The sequence below is a fragment of the Devosia sp. genome (assembly GCF_965229025.1).
Taxonomy (GTDB): domain Bacteria; phylum Pseudomonadota; class Alphaproteobacteria; order Rhizobiales; family Devosiaceae; genus Devosia_A.
Genome location: NZ_OZ245853.1, coordinates 3,074,796 through 3,095,699 on the forward strand (window position 1 = coordinate 3,074,796; position 20,904 = coordinate 3,095,699).

Annotated in this window: 12 protein-coding genes and 1 riboswitch; of the genes, 7 read left to right on the forward strand and 5 right to left on the reverse strand. The window is 65.4% G+C overall.

Annotation, left to right across the window (positions count from 1 at the left end):
• Window positions 1-175 precede the first annotated feature (175 nt).
• The 5 genes from ACO06J_RS14945 to ACO06J_RS14965 form a co-directional block, all read right to left on the reverse strand.
• Entirely contained in the window at window positions 176-1,408 is a 1,233-nt protein-coding gene (locus ACO06J_RS14945; protein ID WP_421761512.1) for an ROK family transcriptional regulator, read from the reverse strand.
• Between the two features lie 81 nt (window positions 1,409-1,489).
• A complete protein-coding gene (locus ACO06J_RS14950) occupies window positions 1,490-3,349 on the reverse strand; it encodes a heavy metal translocating P-type ATPase (RefSeq protein ID WP_421761513.1) in 1,860 nt (619 codons plus the stop codon).
• A 130-nt stretch (window positions 3,350-3,479) separates the two neighbouring features.
• The gene (locus ACO06J_RS14955) at window positions 3,480-4,685 is read right to left on the reverse strand and encodes a mandelate racemase/muconate lactonizing enzyme family protein (protein ID WP_421761514.1); all 1,206 of its coding nucleotides are present in this window, start codon (window positions 4,683-4,685) and stop codon (window positions 3,480-3,482) included.
• 94 nt (window positions 4,686-4,779) lie between these two features.
• Window positions 4,780-6,888 (reverse strand): penicillin-binding protein 1C, encoded by a 2,109-nt coding sequence (pbpC, locus tag ACO06J_RS14960; protein ID WP_421761515.1) that lies wholly within the window; start codon window positions 6,886-6,888, stop codon window positions 4,780-4,782.
• Between the two features lie 20 nt (window positions 6,889-6,908).
• Window positions 6,909-12,413: an alpha-2-macroglobulin family protein gene (locus ACO06J_RS14965; RefSeq protein WP_421761516.1), complete on the reverse strand. Its 5,505-nt coding sequence runs from the start codon at window positions 12,411-12,413 to the stop codon at window positions 6,909-6,911.
• A gap of 261 nt (window positions 12,414-12,674) precedes the next feature.
• Between ACO06J_RS14965 and ACO06J_RS14970 the strand changes: the two genes are divergently transcribed.
• The 7 genes from ACO06J_RS14970 to ACO06J_RS15000 all read left to right on the forward strand — a co-directional run bounded on the left by ACO06J_RS14970 (window position 12,675) and on the right by ACO06J_RS15000 (window position 20,900).
• Window positions 12,675-13,559, forward strand: a complete 885-nt coding sequence (locus ACO06J_RS14970; protein WP_421761517.1) for a phosphotransferase — start codon at window positions 12,675-12,677, stop codon at window positions 13,557-13,559.
• A 6-nt stretch (window positions 13,560-13,565) separates the two neighbouring features.
• Entirely contained in the window at window positions 13,566-16,007 is a 2,442-nt protein-coding gene (locus tag ACO06J_RS14975) for a GcvT family protein (RefSeq protein WP_421761518.1), read from the forward strand.
• Window positions 16,004-16,750, forward strand: coding sequence for an electron transfer flavoprotein subunit beta/FixA family protein (locus ACO06J_RS14980; protein ID WP_421761519.1), 747 nt, complete (start codon window positions 16,004-16,006; stop codon window positions 16,748-16,750). The genes ACO06J_RS14975 and ACO06J_RS14980 overlap by 4 nt, the downstream gene beginning before the upstream one ends.
• Window positions 16,750-17,679 carry an electron transfer flavoprotein subunit alpha/FixB family protein gene (locus ACO06J_RS14985; RefSeq protein WP_421761520.1) on the forward strand — a complete coding sequence of 310 codons (930 nt, stop codon included), beginning with the start codon at window positions 16,750-16,752 and terminating at the stop codon, window positions 17,677-17,679. The genes ACO06J_RS14980 and ACO06J_RS14985 overlap by 1 nt, the downstream gene beginning before the upstream one ends.
• A gap of 157 nt (window positions 17,680-17,836) precedes the next feature.
• A riboswitch (guanidine-I (ykkC/yxkD leader) is annotated at window positions 17,837-17,948 on the forward strand.
• Between the two features lie 67 nt (window positions 17,949-18,015).
• Window positions 18,016-19,083 carry a putative urea ABC transporter substrate-binding protein gene (locus ACO06J_RS14990; protein WP_421761521.1) on the forward strand — a complete coding sequence of 356 codons (1,068 nt, stop codon included), beginning with the start codon at window positions 18,016-18,018 and terminating at the stop codon, window positions 19,081-19,083.
• A gap of 165 nt (window positions 19,084-19,248) precedes the next feature.
• The gene (locus ACO06J_RS14995) at window positions 19,249-20,067 is read left to right on the forward strand and encodes an ABC transporter permease (RefSeq protein ID WP_421761522.1); all 819 of its coding nucleotides are present in this window, start codon (window positions 19,249-19,251) and stop codon (window positions 20,065-20,067) included.
• Window positions 20,064-20,900, forward strand: a complete 837-nt coding sequence (locus ACO06J_RS15000; RefSeq protein WP_421761523.1) for an ABC transporter ATP-binding protein — start codon at window positions 20,064-20,066, stop codon at window positions 20,898-20,900. Before ACO06J_RS14995 ends, ACO06J_RS15000 begins: the two co-directional genes overlap by 4 nt.
• Window positions 20,901-20,904: the final 4 nt, after the last annotated feature.

Genomic DNA, 20,904 nt, shown 5'->3' on the forward strand with positions numbered 1-20,904 from the left:
TACCCCCGCATTTGACGCTAGTTGCCGCGAGGAAGGTTGGTCAAGGTGAATAGAAGGTTAATCGCAAAGCATTGGAAGATCGTTGCGGCCTAGACTGGCTAGCACGGGCGGCAAAGCGGCAAAGCCTTTCGACAGGCTGACGACGCAGTCTGCCGGCGGCGCGCACATTGGAAGCTCAGGCGCGGACCGAAAGTTCGATGTCGCCTGTCTCGCGGGAAAACAGCTGCCGGTAGACCGGCAGCAGGGCCGCGCCGATCGACGGGGCCGACACGCCCCGGATGCCGCTGCGGATTTCGACGTGATCGAAGGTCAGGGTGGGCAATTGCGCTGTATGGCGCCTTACCCGCTCGACCAGCCGCTCAACGATTGGGCGCGGCATGACCCCGTCAACCACCGCGAGGGGAAACTCGGTTACGGCGCCGGTGTTGGCGATGGCCGTAGCAATAGCCTTCCCCGCTTCGTTGAGCCATTCGCTCAACACGGGCTCGAGCGCTGACCAATCCCATCGCTGCGGGTCGCCGGTTGGCACCGGCAGGCCGGCAACCCGCAGTTTGGTTTCGAGCGCCATCAAAGATGCAACGAGGTGCACAAAGTTCGGCTGGCCGGCGCTATCGGTGATGATCATTGAGCCCATGTTGGCGGAATTGCCCGAAGGACCTTCCCATAACCGGCCATCGGCGATGATTCCGGCACAGATGAATGTGCTGACCAGAAAATAGCACATGTTGTTGGGACGTGGACGCGGTAGCGCCGTCAGTTCGGCCCAGCATGCGGCATTGCCGTCATTGTAGAGCCAGACCGGCAGGCCGGTTGCTTTTTCCATGGCCTTGACGGAATCAAGATCGCGCCAGGACGCCGCATCCTCCGGGCCGCCGCCGACCAGGTCTATATTGCGGGCGATGCCGCCCGGCATGGCGAGGCCCATGCCAACGACGCGATGCTGCTCGACGGCATTGAGCCGCCCCATCATCAGCCGGCTGAGGGAACCTATTTCCTCGAAAATTGAGCTTGCATGGGGAAAATCATAGTCCCGTCGATGATGGGCGAGGATCTCGCCAGCCAGGCCGCGGAGGACAATCTCCATGTGGCGCCAGCCGATCTCGCATCCCAGCGAGAAGGCACCACCAGGATTGAGGAGAATTGGCGTTGCTGGCTGGCCGCGATGGCCTCGCCGCACTTCACCCCTGAGGACAAGGCCGCGCTCTTCGAGATCGGAGATAATCCGCGACACGGTCTGTGGGCCGAGCCCGGTCCGGCGCGCAATTTCTGCACCGGATACGCCCTGACGGGTCGCCACCGCGGTGAGCACGGCACGCTCGTTGTTCAGCCGCATCTCTCCGGCCGCCATCTTCCGGGCGCCCAGGTCGAAGACATCCTCATCTGGCCGGTTGCTGGTCGAGCCGTCCAACTCTTGCACTTCCCGCATTGCGACAGGGGTGACGCAAGCTCAGAGGTATTGCCAAACAGTTGGTCCTTGCACAAATAAAAACTAGCGCAATGCACGTAGTGCATTGAGGATAACCGCGACATCGATCGCCTCCTGAAGCAGCGCGCCCTGTACTGGCGGCAGGAAACCGAAGGCAGCTGCGATCATGGCGGCGACGGAAAGGCCGAGGCCGGCGAACACGCTTTGAAGCGCGATGGCCCGTGTCCGCTTAGCGATGACGATGGCCCGTGCCAGTGGCGCCAGTTCGTCGACCAGCAGCACCACGCCCGCTGCTTCGGACGAAGCGGCGGTCCCCCGTGCGCCCATCGCCACCCCGACATCGGCTGCAGCAAGGGCGGGGGCGTCGTTGACGCCATCGCCGACCATCATGACCGCCCCGGCCTTCGCCTCACGCTGGATCACGGCGACCTTGCCCTCAGGGGTGAGTTCGGCCTCGACGAGGTCGACGCCGAGTTCGGCACCGATCGCTGCGGCGATGTCGCGGCGATCACCGGAGGCCAGCACAATGCGATCGACGCCTGCTGCGCGCAGTCCGGCCAATACCTCGTGGGCGTCGTCGCGGATCCGGTCTTCCAGCACGATCACGCCGGCAAGCGCACCTCCAACGGCAACTGTGACCGACATTGCGCCGGCTGGCACGTCCGCGAGCAGCGCGCCGCCGCCGTTCGGCGCCGTCAACCCCGCCATATAGCCCTTGCCACCGAGTGCAATCGTCTGGCCATCCACAGTTCCGGAAATGCCCTCGCCCGCGGCTTCCGAAGTGTCCTTGGGGAGCGAGAGGACCAGTCCCCTCTCTGCTGCGGCCTTGATCAGCGAGGTGGCGACGACGTGGCTCGAGGCCTGGTCGAGGCTGGCGGCAAGCCGCAGCACTTCGTTCTCGGTCTGCCCTTTGGCGACAAGGATGCGCGTGACGGTGGCCTGCCCGTGGGTGAGCGTGCCGGTCTTGTCGAGGATCGCAATCTTGATGCGCGCAAGGGTCTCGAGCACGCCACCGCCCTTGACCAGCACGCCGACGCGCGCCACCCGCGAGAGGCCCGAAATGAGGGCGACAGGGACGGCGAGGATCAGCGGACAGGGCGTCGCCACCACCAGTACTGCCAGCGCCCTCAGCGGATCGCTGGTGAACAGCCAGGCCGCACCCGCCATCGCGACCGTGAGGGCGAGAAAAGCCATGGCGTAGCGATCGGCGAGCCGCACCATGGGGGCCTTGCTCGATTGGGCCGCCTCGACCAGCCGCACGATGCCCGCATAGGTGCTCTCGGCGGCGGGTCGGGTTGCCACTAGATCGAACGATGCACCCACCGAGGTGCTGCCGCTCAGCGCTTCCCCACCGTCAGTGACCTTCATCGGCACAGACTCTCCGGTCAGTGCGGAAAGGTCGAGTTCTGCACTTGCCCCGGACACCCGGCCATCGACGGGCAGTACTTCCCCCTGCCGGATCAGCAGACGGTCGCCGGGCACGAGTTCGGTGATCAGCGTTTCGTCGAGGCTGCTCGGCCCATATCTCAGTGCGGTCTTAGCCACCCGGCCGAGGAGAGCGGTCATCTCCCGCCGCGCCCGCCCAGCGGCAAAGGTTTCGAGCAGTTGTCCGCCCGCATACATCAGGGCGACAACATTGCCGGCCAGTGGCTCGCCAAACGCCAGTGCGGCGCTCATCGACAGGGCGGCGACCACGTCGAGCCCCACATCGCCACGACGCAGCGACATGACGATCTCGTAGAGCAGCGCCAGCAGCACCGGCGCGGTCCCGGCGGCCCAGGCCCATGCCGCGAGACCGCCCATCTGCAAAGCCCAGAGCACAGTGCCGGTGGCGAGCCCCAGCACAGCCAGCCCGGCGAGCAGCAGGCTGAAATGTGCACGCGCCCAGGGCAGCGAGCTGGACGTCACTTGGTTTGAGGGCATGCTGAAGAGACCTCCCGATGGGCACGGCGGGTTCAGGACCGGCAGGTCGCAGCGCTCCGGCGTCCAGCTTGATAGCCGGGCGCCGCCTGGCCCACCTTGATCTGACGCAAGCCAGCGCCCGATACGGGACTCAGTCGAAGAAGTCGGAATCGCCCTCGGTGAGGTACTTCTTTGCCTTCGAGGGGATCATATCGACGCCCATGCCCGGACGATCCGGCACCTCGATCAGTCCGTTCTTGACCGGCATGCCGTCAAAGCCCTCGGTGATGTCGTACCAGAATGGTTCGAAGCGGGCCGGGTACTCGAAGGCGATGAAGTTATCGGGGAGGGTTGCCGACATCTGGACCAGCGCGCCGAGCCCGAGGATGCCATTGGCGGTGCCGTGCGGCGCTACCGCAATGCCGTGGAGGTCAGCGTGCTCGGCAATCCATTTGAGTTCAGCGATACCGCCGACGTCGCAGGGATCGGGACCGATGACGTTGACGGCGTGGCTTTCGATCAGCTGCATGTAGTTCTGGCGCAGGTAGATCTGCTCGCCGGTATGGATCGGGGTCGTCGTGTGGTGGGTGACGTCCTTGTAGACGCCGGGGTTCACGTAAGGCGAATAGTCGCCGGTGATCGAATCCTCGACCCACATCAGATGCAGGTGCTCCACCGCCTTGGCAAAGCGCAGCGCGTCGAGCGGCATGAAGCCCGGACCGGCGTCGACGGCGGTATTGTAGCCTTTCCCCAACGTCTCACGTGCGGCGGTGACGCAGGCGACCAGATGGTCCATGCCCTCCTTGGTCATCACCCCCTTGTGGGGATAGGGGAACGGCGCATCGTGCTGCACGTCGCCGTAAAAGTAATCGGGGAAGTCGCGGACCATTGACGAGTGATAGGCGGTCGGCAGCTTGAAGAGCGTGAACTCGCCCTTCAGCGACTTGCCGTACTCGGCCCAGCGCTTGTAGCCCTCGGGCGTATGTTCCGCACCGCCGGGCACTTCGGCCTGATAGAGCGTGCGGTAGGTACGGACATGGTCACGGACCTTGCCGCCCAGCAGCCGGTAGACCGGCGCATTGGCGGCCTTGCCCGCAATGTCCCAGAGCGCGTGTTCGATGGCGCTGACGGCGGCGCCGAACGGCTTGAAGCCGCCGCGCACGCGGATGCGGCGCATGACGCGCTCGACGTCGCGCGGGTCCTGGCCGACGATCCAATCCTTGAGCTGCAAGACCTGCGGCTGGACATAGGGTTTGGGCGTCTCGATCTGGCTCCAGCCGGTGATGCCTTCATCGGTGGTGATACGGATGACGGGGCTGCTGGCAATGACAGCGCATTTGAGATCGGTAATTTTCAATCGGGGACCCTCCTCAAAATCCTGCCGATATAGCGGCTTACCTTTGATAGCGGCTTTCGGTGGTGGGGTCGAATGCTCCAAAGGGCGGAGCGCCCTATTCGAGGAATACCTTTACCGCAGCCGAGCGGCCTTCGGCATCGACAACCGAGAGCGTCACGAAGCCCGGGCCATCCGGCGTCCAGCTGTTCTGCCGGGCAAAGGCCGAGCGGCCGAACGGGGCGCCATTGGCAAAAAAGGTGAAGGGAGGCGCGCCGTTCCTGACCTTGACCATCAGCGGGCGGTCTTCACCCGAAGCGAGCCCGAGATCGACATCGACGCCATCGGCCGGGAAGGCGATCTCGGGGCCCGCGTCCTTGGCCACCTTGTCATCATCTGGGTGGCGGAAGCGGCGGAGCGGGGTGGGAAGATCGGCGTTGGCAGCAAACAGGGTTCCCGGCGGCGCTTTGCGCAGCGGCACGGCGGGCGTGCCCAGCCGGTCAAAGCTCTCGAACAGGATCGGTGCTGCCGCGAGTACGCCGGAAATCCCCGGTACGGGCGCGCCGTCCGGGCGGCCCACCCAGACGCCGATGACGGTCTTGCCGTCAAAACCGATCGACCAGGCGTCGCGATAGCCATAGGAGGTGCCGGTCTTGTAAGCGATGCGCCCTGCCGAGCCGTTGAGCGGCGGCGGCACGCCGGCAAGGATATCGGCGACATACCACGCCGAGACCGGATCCAGCACGGGCGCGGCATCTGCTGGTTCGGGCGCGGCGACGGTTACCCCGTCCTGGAGCCGCACTGGCGAGCCGCCGCGCGCAATGGCCGCATAGAGGGATACCAAGTCGCGCAGCGTGACGCCGACGCCGCCAAGCCCCACTGCCAGCCCCGGCGCCGTATCGTCGGGCAGCAGCGGGTTGGCGTTGGCGCGCTTCAGCCGCTGCATCAGGCGCGCGGTGCCTACCGCATCGAGCGTGATGATCGCGGGAATGTTGAGGGACTGCGTCAGCGCCTGCCGCATGGTGACAGTGCCGCGGTTCAGCCCGTCGAAATTGACCGGGACGTAAGCGCCGAAGGCAGTAGGCCGGTCGGCGATCAGGCTTTCGGGATGCGCGAGGCCAAGCTCGAACGCCAAGCCGTAGATCAGCGGCTTCAGGGTCGAGCCCGGCGAGCGGACGGCTTCGGTCATATCGACAAAGCCATCGCTTTGCTGCGCAAACAGGCCCGCCGAGCCTACCGAAGCGAGGATGTTGCCGGTTTCCTGGTCGGCTACGACGATCGCCACAGAAACTTTTGGCCCAAGCCTTGCCGCGCGCTCGGCGCCGAGCTTTTCGAGCGCGGCCTGAAGACGGCTATCGACGGTCAGCGCAATTCGGCGGGCTTGCGGCTGGGCGGCGACGGCCTCTTGCGCGAGGTGGGCGGCCAGCATGGGGAATTCGCGCCGCGCGGCTGGCAGCGGTTCGCGCTTGGCCATTTCGGCGTCGTCAGCGGTCAGCACGCCCTCGGTGACCATGCGGTCGAGCACGGTATTGCGTCCAGCGAGCGCTGCCGCCGGATCGTGATCGGGGCGGCGGGCTTCCGGCGATTGCGGCAGCGCCACCAGCAGCGCGCATTCGGCGGTGGTGAGCCGGGCCGGCTCCTTGCCAAAATAGGCAAGGCTCGCAGCGCGGATCCCCTCGATGTTGCCGCCATAAGGCGCAAGCGTCAGGTAGAGCGTCAGGATCTGGTCCTTGCTCAACTGCCGATCCAGCGCTTCGGCATGCACCATCTGGCGGAGCTTGCCGGTCATGTTGCGGGTGGGCTCGCCCTCGATCAGGCGCGCTACCTGCATGGTGAGGGTCGAGCCGCCCGAAACGATATGCCCGCCTGCCACGACAAACTGCCCGGCCGCACGCAGCATCGCGCCCCAGTCGATGCCGCCATGATCCCTGAAATGCCGGTCCTCGTAGGCGACCAGCATATCGATGAAGTGCGGATCGACCTGGTCGATGCCGACCGGCAGCCGCCAGCGGCCATCAGGCGTCGTAAAGGGCCTGAGCAGCACTCCGGCACGATCCACTACGGCTGGCGAGACCGGCAGGGTGGCGACATCGGGCGTGGGCGGAAGGGTCGGCGTCAGCTCGCGGATCAGCACATGGGCGCCCAGCAACCCGCCAAGCAGCAGCCCGGCGAGGCCATAGGCCCCACCGGATGCCAGCCGCGCCCATAGGCGCGACTTCGGTTTCACGTCTGTCTCCAGCCGCTCGCTCACGGCCCGGTCTTGGTGACCTCGATGCTGCCGGCATCGGTGTTGCCGCGGAGTTCCGGCCGGTACATGTCCTCGACCGTCGCACCCGGGAGCACGAAGGTGCCGGGGGTCACGGCGCGGACCATGTAGGCGGTCGAGAACGGCGTCACGTCAGAAACGTAGCGGAATGCCGCCACGTACTGGTCGGTGCGTGATTCGACATGAGCCGGCGTGTTGACGTTGAGCCAGCTCATGTCGCCCACGCCGCCGCCCTGGGTCAGGTCGGGGTTCTCGATCTCGAAGCCGGCCGGCAGCGGATCAGCGATCATGTACTGACCCGAGCCCAGCGCCGACGGCGTCACCGTCAGCAGCACGACGAACCGGTCGTTCTGGCTCACCGTGTTGAGATCGGCGGGCGTGCCATCGGGCAGGAAGTATTCCCGCGTGATGCCAAAGCCCTGATCGGATGCCGGAGCGAGCGCCGACGGAATGCCGGTCACCGAGACCTGCATCTCCGTCGCCGCATTGCCGGTGTTGGCGATCGTTACCGTGCCGGAGTTGTCGAAGTGCTCCTGGTCGTAGCGCTGGTAGACGGCGCCATCGAGCGCGGTGCCATCGATGGTCACCGCACCGCTCGTCGCCTCGTTGCCGAGGGCGGCAGCCGCCAGCAGCGTCCAGGCGTCTTCCTGGGTCGAGGTGTAGTTCTGGATTTCGCGCTCATCGGCGAGCTTTGCCGCAAGCGCCGCCAGATCCACCCCGGCGGGGGTGAACTCGGCGGCCAGCGCCAGCACCGCTGCGGTGTCGCGCAGCTGCGTGCCGTAGTCGGCGCGGTAGTCGTAGCGCGGGCGCTTTGTGTCGAGCGCCGCAACGGCCGCCGCAAAGGCAGTCGCCGCACGCGTCCGGTCACCATAGAGCGCCAGCGCCGCCCCGAGCTGTGCCTTGGCCAATGGCGAGCCAAAGGCGTCAAGGCGGGCTTCGAGATAGTAGCGGAGGTCACCGATAGCAGCCCGGCCGCCGCGCGCCAGATCGTAGAGCGCGTAGGCCACGTCTTCACCGCCATTGGAGAAGTCGGCCGCGTAGGAGACCTGGTTGCCGAGGTTATCGAGCGCCCGGCTCAGGGCCAGTTCGGGGATGGCAAAGCCAGCCGCCTTGGCGCGGAGCAGGAACTCGGTGACGTAGGAGTCGAGCCACAGCTCCGAGTTGTCATAGGGCCCCCAGAGGCCGAAGCCGCCGGTCGAGGTCTGCTTGGTCAGGAGGTTGGCAATGGCGTCATTGATCCGCTGGCTCAGCGCATCGTCGGTGCCAAGACCAATCATCCGCGCCACGTCGTTGAGATAGAGCAACGGCAGGGCGCGGCTGGTGATCTGCTCGGCGCAGCCATAGGGGTAGCGGTCGAGCTCCATCAGCAGTTGCGGTACGCCGAGCCGCGCGATCGGCCCAACCGCGAGGGTCAGGGACGAGGTGTGCGGCACCAGCCCATCGAAGTAGCTCGCATCAAGCGTCACGGTTTGACCGGGCTTCAGCGGGATCAGCTTGGCGGTGGTCACCGGCGCACTCGCGGCGCGGACGCCGAGGGTCAGTTCCTTGGCGAGCGCATTGCCGCTCGGGTCGGTGACGAGGAGCTTCAGCTTGTGATCACCGAGCTCGCGGCCAGTGAGGCCAAGTTCGAGCGCGGTGCGGCCACCGGCAGCGAGGTCAACACTGGTTTCGGGGCTGTCGGTGGAGAGCCCGTCATCGGTGCTGAGCGTCACCTTGTAGGTGCCGGCCGGACCGCTGAGATTGTTGATTTCGACGAGCAGTCGCGACTGGTCATTGAGCCGCATGAAGCGCGGCGGGCTCATGGTCACGACCACCGGATCGCGAACCACCATGTCCTTTTGGGCATGGCCTACAGCCTTGTCGGTCCAGGCCATGGCCATCAGCCGCACCGTGCCGGCAAAGTCCGGCATGTCGAAACTGATGGTTGCCGTGCCGTCGGCACCGACTTCCACAACGCCCGAATGGAGCGCCACCAACACCGAAGTTGCAGGCGGTGTGCCCAGACGCGAGGCCGCGCCGTCACCGCCGACGCGCAGAGCGCCGGGGAGACCCTGGGTCGGGTCGATCAACTGGCCATAGAGATCGCGTACTTCCATGCCGAGCTCGCGCTGGCCGAAATACCAGCCGTCCGGATCGGGTGTCTGGAACTTGGTGAGGTTGAGGATACCAAGGTCCACCGCCGCGACGGCGACATAGGCCTTGTCGCCTGCCTTGGCGTTGGCAAGCTTGATGGTCGTCGCGACGGCCTGCCGCGGCAGGGTCACTTCGGGCGCATCGATCTGGACGTCGAGCTTCATGTCACCCGGATCGACATCGGCAAAAGCGAGCCCGAGGGCACGCGCCGGCATGCGCTTTTCAGTGGCGCTGGCCGGACGATAGAGGATCGCGGTGACGTAAGCGCCCGGGCCCCAGTCATCGGTGACCGGCAGGGCGACAGTCGTCCCCTCAGCCGGGACCTCGACCGCCTTCATGTCGATGATGCGGTCGTCGACCACCATCACCAGCGCGGTGCCGGCAAACTGCGGATCGAGGTGCAGCATGGCCGTCTCGCCGGCGCGATAGGCCGGCTTGTCGAGTGCGACCTGCAGCGTGTCGGGCGTGTCCGAGCCCGCATCAGGATAGTAGTACCCGGCATAGAATTCGTAGCTCGACGAGGTCGGGTTATCGCCCGTGCTTTCGACCTCGAGCCGGTAACGGCCGTAGTCGATGGCGGATGCAATGGTCACCGGGCCGCTGGCCTTGGCGTCGACGCTGCCATTGGCCACTTCGCGGGTGGTGGTCACGGCTTCCCACTTCCAGGTGCCGTTGTCGCGATACCACTGATAGTTGGTCTCGATGCGCGAGAGGCTCCAGTTGAGGCCCGCCTTGTCGACGGTCTCGCCCGTCGGCGCGACGGCAATCACGTCAAAGCCGGCCTGGCTGCCTTCGGCGAGGCCGTCGGCTTCGCTGAACTGCGGCTTGAGGCCGATCCGGTCGACATCGGCCAGCACCGGACGAGTGAGGCTCCGCTCGATGGCGCGGCCGTTGGAATCGACCAGCCGCATGATGAGCTTGGCCTCGAGCGGCCGCGTCGTCGCCTGCGGCGCCGGCACGGTCACATCGGCCGTGACATTGCCATCGGCATCGGTAACGCCAACGACGCCCAGTTCTTCGCGGTCGGTCTCGAAGCTGTCGTCGAGGCGGCCGAAGGTGTAACCGGGATACTTGGCGAGCGAGGTGACGGCGGAGATGACCGTGTCAGCCTCGACCGAGAGATCGGGCGCGGTGGCGCCATAGAGGTACTTGGCCATGACGCTGACCGGCGTTGCCTCGTCGACAACGATCGGCTTGTCCTCAGCGGTGACCTCGAAAGCCAGCCGCTCGGGCTCGAAATCCTCAACGAGGAAGGTGGTGCTGGCGAGCGCATCGGCCTTGGGATCGGCATAGAAGCGCGCGGTCCACGAGCCACGCATGGCGTCGGCGTTCAGCGTGACGGCGTCGAAATAGCCACCTGCACCGGCGTCGTTGATCACGGCGCGCGAGGACACGACGCCATCGGGGCGTTCGAGTTCGACCGTCAGCGGCAGGTCGGCGACCGCCTTGGCATGCACGTCGCGCAGCAGCGCAGTGAGGAACACCGTCTCGCCCGGGCGATAGACACCGCGTTCGGTGGTCGCGAACAGGTCGAGCGGTCCCGGCGAGGGCCGACCGGCGACACCGCGATCGGTCAGATCAAAAGCAGGCTTGGTGAGATCGAGGAAGGCGTAATCGCCGGCATCGGTTTCCGACACCAGCAATTGCGGGGCGCGGCCCCCTTCGCCACGGGCCAGGCCCGGCGCGAAATCGGCGCGGCCATTGGCGTCGGTCACCGCTTCGCCGAGGATCTCGTTGTTGACGGCGATCATCCGCACATGCGAGCCGGCCACCGGCTGGGCTGTGCTGAGGCTGCGCACGAAGGCGTGAACGCCGTCATCGCCGGCAATGGTGGTGAGGCCGAGGTCGGTGACGATGAACCACTGGGTCGCGACTTCCTTCCAGTATTCCTGCTCGATGCCGGCGACCTTGGCGGTGATCACATAGGCGCCGGGCGGGATATCACCCAGCACATCCGTGACCGGGATCGCCGTGGTGGTCAGCGCGTTTGCCGCACCCTGGGCGAGGTCAACCTGGCCCTCCCAGGTCTTTTCGCCATAGGAATTGGCGACGTCCTCGGCCGAATAGCCGTCAAGCGTGCGCTGGAAGATGCCATTGCGCACGGCGGTCGCGATCGAGCGGTCGCCAATGCGGTAGATCACGACATCGGCTGTCTTGGCGTTGACCGAAGTGATCGGCAGGCCGCCGCCGAGCCCGGCGGGCATGACGTAGGAATTGTTGGCAAAACCGACGAAAGGCGCGCGATCGGGGACATAGACATCGAGCGCCACATCATTGCGCAGCGTCTCGCCGCCGGCCGACGGCAGGCCGGCGCGCAGGCGGATATGGTAGCGGCGTCCATATTCAACCCCTGTGATGCAGATCTGGCTGTCTTCCGTCTCGACGGCCACCTGCGGCGCATCATCGACCACGACATAACCCGAAAGATCGGTCGAAGCGGCCGGTAGCGGATCGGAGAACACGGCGCAGATACGCGGCGTTGCCGCCTCGGCATCGACGGCGTTGGAGGTGATGCGGAAGCCGTGTTCGGCCACTACCTTGTCGAGACGGGCTTCGAGCGTGGCGTCTTCGACCAGCGCGAGGCTGGCGCGGTAGGTTGCAATCGACTCGCGCCACATCTGGCGCAGCTCAAGCCCGTGGGCGAGCGCCGCCAGTTGCGGGGCGCGGTCGGCGACGTCTTCGGAGATCAGGAAGGCATTGAGCGCGGCATAGGTCGCGGTGGTGGCAAAGTCATAGACGCTGCCGCTGGAATCGGTCGCGGCCGCTTCGATGTCGGCCCGCACCAGCGCCATCTCGGCGAGCTTCATCCAGAGCGCCGGGTCGTTGGCGTTGGTGGCCAGCGCCTGACGGTAGGAGACCATGGCACCGGCCGGATCTTCCTTGGCTGCCGCGGCATCGCCAGCGACCACCAGGTCGGCATAGCTCACCTTGGGCGGCGGCGGATCGGACTTGGGCAGCCCGACAAGGAAGTAACGCGCGGAATCAATCAGGTCCTGCGCTGGGAACGGCAGCTCGGACTGGCGGTCGGCGGCAATCGACTCAGCCGTGGGGGCCATCGAGATGCGGCCGGAGGTGGCCCCATCGAATTTGGTCTCGGGGCCAACATCGCCCTTGAGGAAGCACCAATTGGCCTTCTCGTTGAAGGTGAAGGCCTTGCAGAGCTTGTCGTCGGTACACGCCTTGGTACAGGCATTAACCGAGGAGTCCTTGAGCACCGAATAATCGAAGCCGGGCAGGTCGGTGGATGGGAGAAGCGTGGCGCTCCGGTCGGCGGCGCTCACGGGGGCCGAAAGCCCCATGGCCAGAATTATGGCCGCACAAAACCATGCGGCAGACCGGAACAGTGGCAGCATATTACCCTCACCCTGCAGTTCAAGCCCCCCGGCTCTTATCCATAGTAAGAGGATGATTGTGGCGGGTAAAGGTCGATCCCTAAAGAGAAAATGTGCAGATCGTCATAAATGCTGCAAAGGAACAGGCAGCGAGAAGCGTCCTGTTCTTTTCGGGCGCGCCAGTTGCCTTGGTCGCATTGACAGGGTTGAAGCCAACACTCCAATCTGGCTGGTGGCGAGGTCACTCAACGATCCTCCCGGTCTGAGGGGGACAGACTGCCGATGCACGAACTTGAGGGGCATATCGCCGGGCTGCCGCTCTGGCAGGGCAGGCCCCGGCTTGAGCCGCTGGTCGGCGGGCTTTCAAACATCAGTTTCGTGGCCACCGACGCCAGCGGCAAATACGTGGTCCGCACCGGTAAGGACTATCCGTTCCATCATGTGTTTCGCACCCGCGAAATCATGACGGCGCGCGCCGCGTTCGCTGCGGGCCTCGGGCCGGAAGTCATCTACGACGAGCCCGGCCTGATGGTGTCGCGCTTCATCGAAGGGCGCTCGCTTGAGGCTGCCGATGTGCGCGGCCGGATCGAGCCGGTGGCCGACCTTATCCGGCGCTACCACGACAATGTGGCCGAGGGGATTACCGGCGCCGCGTTCTTCTTCTGGGTCTTCCACGTCATCCGCGACTATGCCGCGACCCTCAAGACCTCATCGAACCCGCTGACCGCGCGCCTGCCCGAATTGTTGGCCATCAACGCCGAACTCGAAGCAGCGCAAATCCCCCTTCCGGTGCGCTTCGGGCACAATGACCTGCTCCCCGCCAACCTGATCGATGACGGCAAGCGCCTGTGGCTGATCGATTTCGAGTATGCGGGCTACGGCACCGCGATGTTCGACCTTGCTGGCCTTGCCTCCAACGCCGGGTTCGATATGGCCCAATCCACGGCGCTGCTCACCGCCTATTTCGGCCATTCCTCCTCGCCCGATCTCCTTCGCAGCCATGCGGCGATGCAATGCGCGTCGCTGCTGCGCGAGGCGCTGTGGGGGCTCGTTTCAGAACTCTATCTCACCACCCCCGGCGTCGACTTTGACAGCTACGCCAAAGATAATTTTGCCCGTTTCGATAGTGCGCTTGCGGCCTATCGCGGCAGCTACGGAAAGGCCTGATCCCCGATGGCGCTCCCCTCTCACGCGCAGGTCGTCGTCATCGGCGGCGGCATTATCGGCTGCTCGACCGCGTATCACCTCGCCCGCGACCACAAGGCCGATGTGATCCTGATCGAACAGGGCAAGCTCACCTCGGGCTCTACCTGGCATGCGGCAGGCCTTGTCGGCCAGCTCCGCTCCTCGGCCTCGGTGACGCAGGTGCTGAAGCGCTCGGTCGAGCTCTACAAGACTTTGAAGGATGAGACCGGGCTCGATACTGGCTGGAAGATGACCGGCTGCCTCCGCCTCGCGACCAACGCGGACCGTTGGACCGAGTATCGGCGCCTTGCCACCACAGCCCGCAGCTTCGGCATGGAGATGGAGCTGATCTCCCCCGACGAGGTCAAGCGCATGTGGCCGCTGCTCGAAGTGGGCGATCTTGTCGGCGCGAGTTTCCTCCCCACCGACGGGCAGGCGAGCCCCTCCGATATCACGCAGTCGCTCGCCAAGGGCGCCCGCATGCACGGGGCAAAGATCTTCGAGGGCGTCACCGTCACCGGCTTTGTGATGGATGGCAGCCGCATCACGGGGGTCAAGACCACCGATGGCGATGTCGCCTGCGAGACAGTGGTCAATTGCGGCGGGCAATGGGCCCGGCAGATCGGGGCCATGGCCGGCATCAACGTGCCGCTGCAGCCGGTCAAGCACCAGTACATCGTCACCGAAAAGCTCGAGGGCCTGTCGCCCGACAGCGCCACCATCCGCGATCCCGACCGGCTGACCTATTTCAAGGAAGAGGTGGGCGGGCTGGTGATGGGCGGGTACGAGCCCAACCCGATCGCCTGGACCACGGGCGACGTGCCGTCCGACTTCCAGTTCAAGCTCTTCGACGACGACTGGGAGCATTTCGAGCAGCACCTCACGGCCGCAATAGCTCGTATCCCGGCGCTCGAAACCGCCGGCGTGCGCCAGATGATCAACGGGCCGGAGAGTTTTACCCCGGATGGCAATTTCATCCTCGGGGCGGCGCCCGAATGCACCAACATGTTCGTTGGCGCCGGGTTCAACGCCTTCGGTATCGCCTCGGGCGGCGGTGCCGGCTGGGTGCTGGCCGAGTGGGCGATGGCCGGCGAAGCACCGATGGACCTCTGGGTCGTCGATATCCGGCGCTTTTCGGAGATGCACCGCGACCGCGACTGGGTGCGCGACCGCACGCTCGAAGCCTATGGCAAGCACTACACCGTGGGCTTTCCGCACGAGGAATATCAGAGCGGGCGGCAGCGCATCGTCTCGCCACTCTACGAGCGCCTCAAGGGTCACAACGCGGTCTTCGGCGCCAAGCTCGGCTGGGAGCGGCCCAACTGGTTCGCCCCCAAGGGCACGGAGCCCAGGGACATCTACTCGATGGGCCGGCAGAACTGGTTCGGGCCGGTCGGCGAGGAACACCAGCTGGTGCGGGAGCAGGTCGGCCTCTTCGACCAGTCCTCGTTCGCCAAATATGAGCTGCGTGGCCCCGATGCCGCCAGCGCGCTGAGCTGGATCTGCGCCAACAGCGTCGACAAGGCGCCGGGCCGGCTGACCTATACGCAACTGCTCAACACCCGCGGCGGCATTGAGTGCGACCTCACGGTGGCGCGCCTTGCCGACGACCACTTCTACATCGTCACCGGCACCGGGTTCCGGACGCACGACTTTGCGTGGATCAACGAGCATATCCCCGCTCGCGCCAAAGCCAGCCTCACCGATGTCACCGAGGCTTATGGCACGCTGAGCCTGATGGGGCCGCGCGCCCGTGAGGTGCTGGCAGCGGTCACCGGTGCCGATGTCTCCAACGCCGCCTTCCCCTTCGGCCATGTCCGCATCCTGCCGATTGCCGGAACCGAAGTGCGCGCGCTCCGCGTCACCTATGTCGGCGAGCTCGGCTGGGAGTTGCACATCCCGCTCGCAAAGACCGGTGAGGTGTTCGACGCGTTGCTCACCGCGGGTGCCCCCCATGGCCTCCGTCCGGTCGGCTATCGCGCACTGGAATCGCTCCGGCTCGAAAAGGGTTATCGGGCCTGGGGCTCGGACATCACGCCCAACGACACGCCGTTCGAGGCCGGGCTCGGCTGGGCCGTCAAGCTGAAGTCGGGCACACCGTTCCTCGGCCGAGAGGCGCTGGAGAAGAGGGCTGGCAAGCCGCTCAAGAAGCGCCTGATGACCTTTACCACCGAGCGCGAGGACGTCGTGCTGCTGGGCCGCGAAACCATCCTCCGCAATGGCGAGTTCGCCGGCTATCTCGCCTCGGGCGGCTATGGCTACACAATCGGCAAGCCCATCGGGCTCGGGTATGTGCGCAATCCCGACGGCGTCAGCGACGAATGGCTCAGCGGGGCAACCTATGAGCTTGTCGTTGCCAATGAGGTGGTCAAGGCGGTGCTGTACAAGGAGCCGCTTTATGACCCGAGCGCCGCACGGGTGAAGGCATGAAGGTTCTGGTCGCGGTCAAGCGCGTGGTCGACGCAAGTTTTCGGGTGCGGGTCAAGACCGATGGCTCTGGCGTCGACCTCGAGAACGTCAAGATGGCGATGAACCCCTTCTGCGAGATCGCGGTTGAGGAGGCTGTGCGCCTCAAGGAAAAGTGCATTGCGACCGAGATCATCGCGGTCTCGATCGGTGTCGCCAAGTCTGAGGACACGCTCCGCGCCGCACTCGCCATGGGGGCCGATCGTGCAGTGCTGGTGCTGACCGAGCAACGCATCGAGCCTCTCGGCATCGCCAAGCTGCTGAAAGCCATTGCCTTGGAAGAAGGCGCCGACCTGGTGCTGCTGGGGAAGCAAGCTATCGATGATGATGCCAACCAGACCGGGCAGATGCTGGCCGGGCTGCTGGGCTGGCCGCAGGCCACTTTTGCCTCAAAGCTGGAGATCGCCGATGGCGTTGCGACCATCACGCGGGAAGTCGATGGCGGGCTCGAAACCGTCGCCGCGCCGCTTCCGGTGGTGGTCACCGTCGACCTCCGCCTCAACCAGCCGCGCTTTGCCTCGCTGCCGAACATCATGAAGGCCCGCGCCAAACCGCTGCGCAAAGCCGCTGCTGCCGACTTCGGCATCGACCTGACACCCCGCCTCAAGGTGCTGGCCACCACCGAGCCGCCGGCTCGCGAGGCCGGTGAAATCCTCGGCTCGGTCAGCGAACTGGTCGCCCGCCTGCGCGATAGCAAGGTGCTCTGATGACCATCCTGCTCCTTGCCGAACACGACAATCACCGCCTCGACCCGCAGACCGCCCGCGCCCTCACGGCAGCCCGCGCCATGGGCGGTGGGGTGCATATCCTCGTTGCCGGATCCAACTGCACCGCGGTCGCCGAAGCCGCGCGTACGCTGGGCGCCGAAAAGGTGCTGCTCGCCGATGCGCCGGTTTTGGCGCACCAGAGCCCCGAGGCGCTTGCGGCGCTCATTGTCTCGCTCGCAGCTGGGTATGACGGCATCGTCGCCGCCGCCACCAGCATTGGAAAAAGCGTACTGCCACGCGTCGCGGCCTTGCTCGACGTGATGCAGATATCCGAGATCGTCGCCGTCCTCGCGCCCGATACCTTCCAGCGACCGATCTACGCCGGTAACGCGCTGGAGACGGTGCAGACCACCGACCCCATCCGCGTCGTCACCATCCGCGCCGCCGCCTTCGCCGAGGCTTCGAGTGGTGGCGCAATCGAGCTCGTCACCCTCACCGTACCCAACCTGCCCCAGCCCATGCGCTTTGTCTCCGCAACCAGCGCCGAAAGCGATCGGCCCGAACTCACGGCGGCTCGCGTCGTCATTTCCGGCGGCCGCGCCTTCGGCTCGAAAGAGGCCTTTGACACCCTGCTGGTGCCGCTCGCGGCCAAACTCAACGCGGCCATCGGCGCCAGCCGGGCAGCGGTGGATGCGGGCTATGCCAGCAACGAGTTGCAGGTCGGCCAGACTGGCAAGATCGTCGCCCCCGATCTCTATATCGCCTGCGGCATTTCCGGTGCCATCCAGCACCTTGCGGGAATGAAAGAGAGCAAGGTCATCGTCGCCATAAATTCCGATCGCGACGCCCCGATCTTTGCGGTCGCGGACTATGGCCTTGTCGGCGATCTCTTCACTATCCTGCCGGAACTCACCAAGGCGATAGGCTGATCGCCACTCCTTTGCGCATCTGCTCGTGACTGCCCACTAAAGCAGCAAACTGACTGCTGATTGGCCAAACCGGCCGGCGGTTCTTCCCCACTGCCCCACCTAAGTGCCTCAGACTCCACACCTCTTGCCGCTGGCACAGCCCTTGCAACTCTTGAACCGAGTTAGGAGCTAGGGTTCCGGCGTGAGAGCATCGCGCGTCTGGTCCGAGAGCATCCACCGCAGCGGGAGACATCCGGGCGGACACACGGCGGGACAAAAGCCCGGGAGACCTCGTTAGCCAAGGGATTGGCGGCGCCGGGTCTTGCCAATCCCCAGAACTGGAACAGGGGATTGCATATGCTGATTTCGAGACGACTGCTGTCAGGCTTGGCGCTCGCCGCCCTGCTCGCGGGCAGCACCACAGCGCACGCCGCACCGAAGACCGATTTCAAGGTCGCTTGGTCGATCTATGTCGGCTGGATGCCCTGGGGCTATGCCTCGGACACCGGCATCGTCAAGAAATGGGCCGACAAGTACGGCATCACCATCGAGGTGACCCAGTTCAACGATTATGTGGAGTCGATGAACCAGTACACCGCCGGTGCCTATGACGCGGTGACTCTGACCAACATGGATGGTCTCTCGATCCCGGCCGCCGGCGGCGTCGACACCACCGCCGTCATCGTCGGCGACTTTTCGAACGGCAATGACGCGGTGATCCTCAAGGACAAGGCCGCGCTCGCCGATATCAAGGGCCAGTCGGTCAACCTCGTCGAATACTCGGTCTCGCACTACCTCCTCGCCCGCGCACTCGAAAGCGCCGGGATGAGCGAAAAGGACGTCAAGGTGATCAACACCGCCGATCCGGACATGGTCGGCGCGTTCCAGACGCCGGACGTCACTGCCATGGTCACCTGGAACCCGATGGTGTCGGAACTCCTGAAGCTCCCCGACGCCACCAAGGTGTTCGACTCCACCCAGATCCCCGGCGAGATCATCGACATGATGGCCGCCAATACCGAGGTGCTGAAGGACAACCCCAACTTCGGCAAGGCGCTGGCCGGCATCTGGTATGACACCATGGCCGTGATGACCGCCGACACACCGGAAGGCGCCGCCGCCCGCACCGCGATGGGCGTCGCCTCCGGCACAGATCAGGCCGGCTTTGAAAGCCAGCTTGCCGCCACCAAGCTCTTCGACAAGCCGGCCGACGCCGTGGCCTTCACCGCCTCGCCCGACCTCGAAAAGACCATGGACCTCGTCCGCACCTTCCTCTTCGACAAGGGGCTGTTGGGCTCCGGCGCCGCCTCGGCCGACGTCATCGGCATTGAACTGGCAGACGGCAAGGTGCTGGGCGACAGCGCCAATGTGAAGCTCAGGTTTTCGTCTGAGTACATGAAGGCAGCGGCTGACGGGGCGCTGTAGGCCTCGAAACGTCCCCTCACCCGCCCTTCGGGCACCCTCTCCCTCAAGGGGAGAGGGACGCTGCGGCGGCATCTTGTTTCCTCTTCCCTCTCCCCTTGAGGGAGAGGGTGGCGCGCAGCGCCGGGTGAGGGGAAGTCGATCACTTTGCAAAGAAAACCGAGCCCCATGCGCTGGATCAACACCAAACCAAACCGAACGCTGCAGCTGGTGCTGGCGCTCGCGCCGTTTGCGCTGTTGATCCTTGCCTATGCGCTCGGCTCGGTCGCCCGGCTCAGCGAAAACCCCGGCGACAAGCTGTTGCCCGGCTTTGCCGCCTTTGCCGACGCCATCAACCGTATGGCCTTCCAGCCAGACCCGCGTACCGGAGACTACCTGCTCTGGGCCGATACTGCCGCGAGCCTTGGCCGGCTGTTCACCGCACTCGTCATTTCCACCGCCATCGCGCTGGTCATCGGCATGCTGATCGGCATGCTGCCCTATGTGCGGGCGCTGCTGGCGCCGTTCTTTGCCGTGGTCTCGATGGTGCCGCCCCTGGCGCTGCTGCCGATCCTCTTCATCGCGCTGGGGCTGGGTGAGACCTCCAAGATCACGCTGATCGTTATCGGCGTGGCGCCCATCATGGTCCGCGATCTGGCGCTGAAAGTGCTGGAACTGCCGCGCGAACTGATCGTCAAGGCGGAGACGCTGGGCGGCTCGTCATGGCAGATCGCGCTGCGCGTCGTGCTGCCGCAGATCCTGCCGCGGCTGATCACCTGCCTCCGCCTGCAGCTTGGGCCGGCCTGGCTGTTCCTCATCGCAGCCGAGGCCATCTCGTCCGATTCCGGGCTCGGCTACCGCATCTTCCTCGTCCGCCGCTATCTCGCGATGGATGTGATCTTTCCCTATGTGGTCTGGATCACGCTTCTGGCGGTGATCACCAACATCGTCCTCGATCGGCTGCGCATCGTCGTCTTCCCCTGGTCCGAACTCGGGGCCAAGGCATGAGCGAGATCGTCATCGACAAGGTCTGGAAAGAGTATGGCGAGCAGATCGTTCTCGAAAAAGTTTCGCTGACCATCGCCTCGCGCGCCTTCGTGGCGCTGGTCGGGCCGTCGGGCTGCGGCAAGACCACGTTCCTCAAGCTGCTGCTCGGCGAGGAGCAGGCGACGCGCGGCACTATCACGCTCGATGGCAAGCCGCTCAGCCCCGAACCCGGCCCAGATCGCGGCGTGGTGTTCCAGCGTTACTCGGTTTTCCCGCACCTCACCGTCCTCGGCAACGTGCTCCTCGGCAAGGAACTACAGGCCTCGAAACTCCGCGGGCGCCTCTTCGGCAAGGCGCGCCGCGCTGCAATCGAGGAGGCAGCAAAGCTCATCGCCGATGTCGGGCTCGCCGGCTCCGAAACCAAATATCCGGCCCAGCTTTCCGGCGGCATGCAGCAGCGCCTGGCGCTGGCGCAGGCCCTGATCATGCGCCCCAAGGTGCTGCTGCTCGACGAGCCGTTCGGTGCGCTCGATCCCGGTATCCGCGCCGAAATCCATGTGCTGATGAAGCGGCTCTGGCATGAGACCGAACTCACCGTGGTCATGGTCACGCACGACATGCGCGAGGCCTTCACGCTCGCCAGCCGCGTCGTCGCCTTCGAGCGGCCGCGCGACCGGCCCGAAGAGCGCGAGCGCTATGGCGCCTCGCTGACCCAGGACATCACCATCTGGCCGCCGCGCATTGCCGGCGCAGATCCCGATGGCACCCCTTTCCCCAGCCCGGACCGGGACGACCCGGTCAGCCTTTCGGGCCCTCGCCAGGACGACCCGGCCGCACCGCTCACAGGAGAATAGCCTC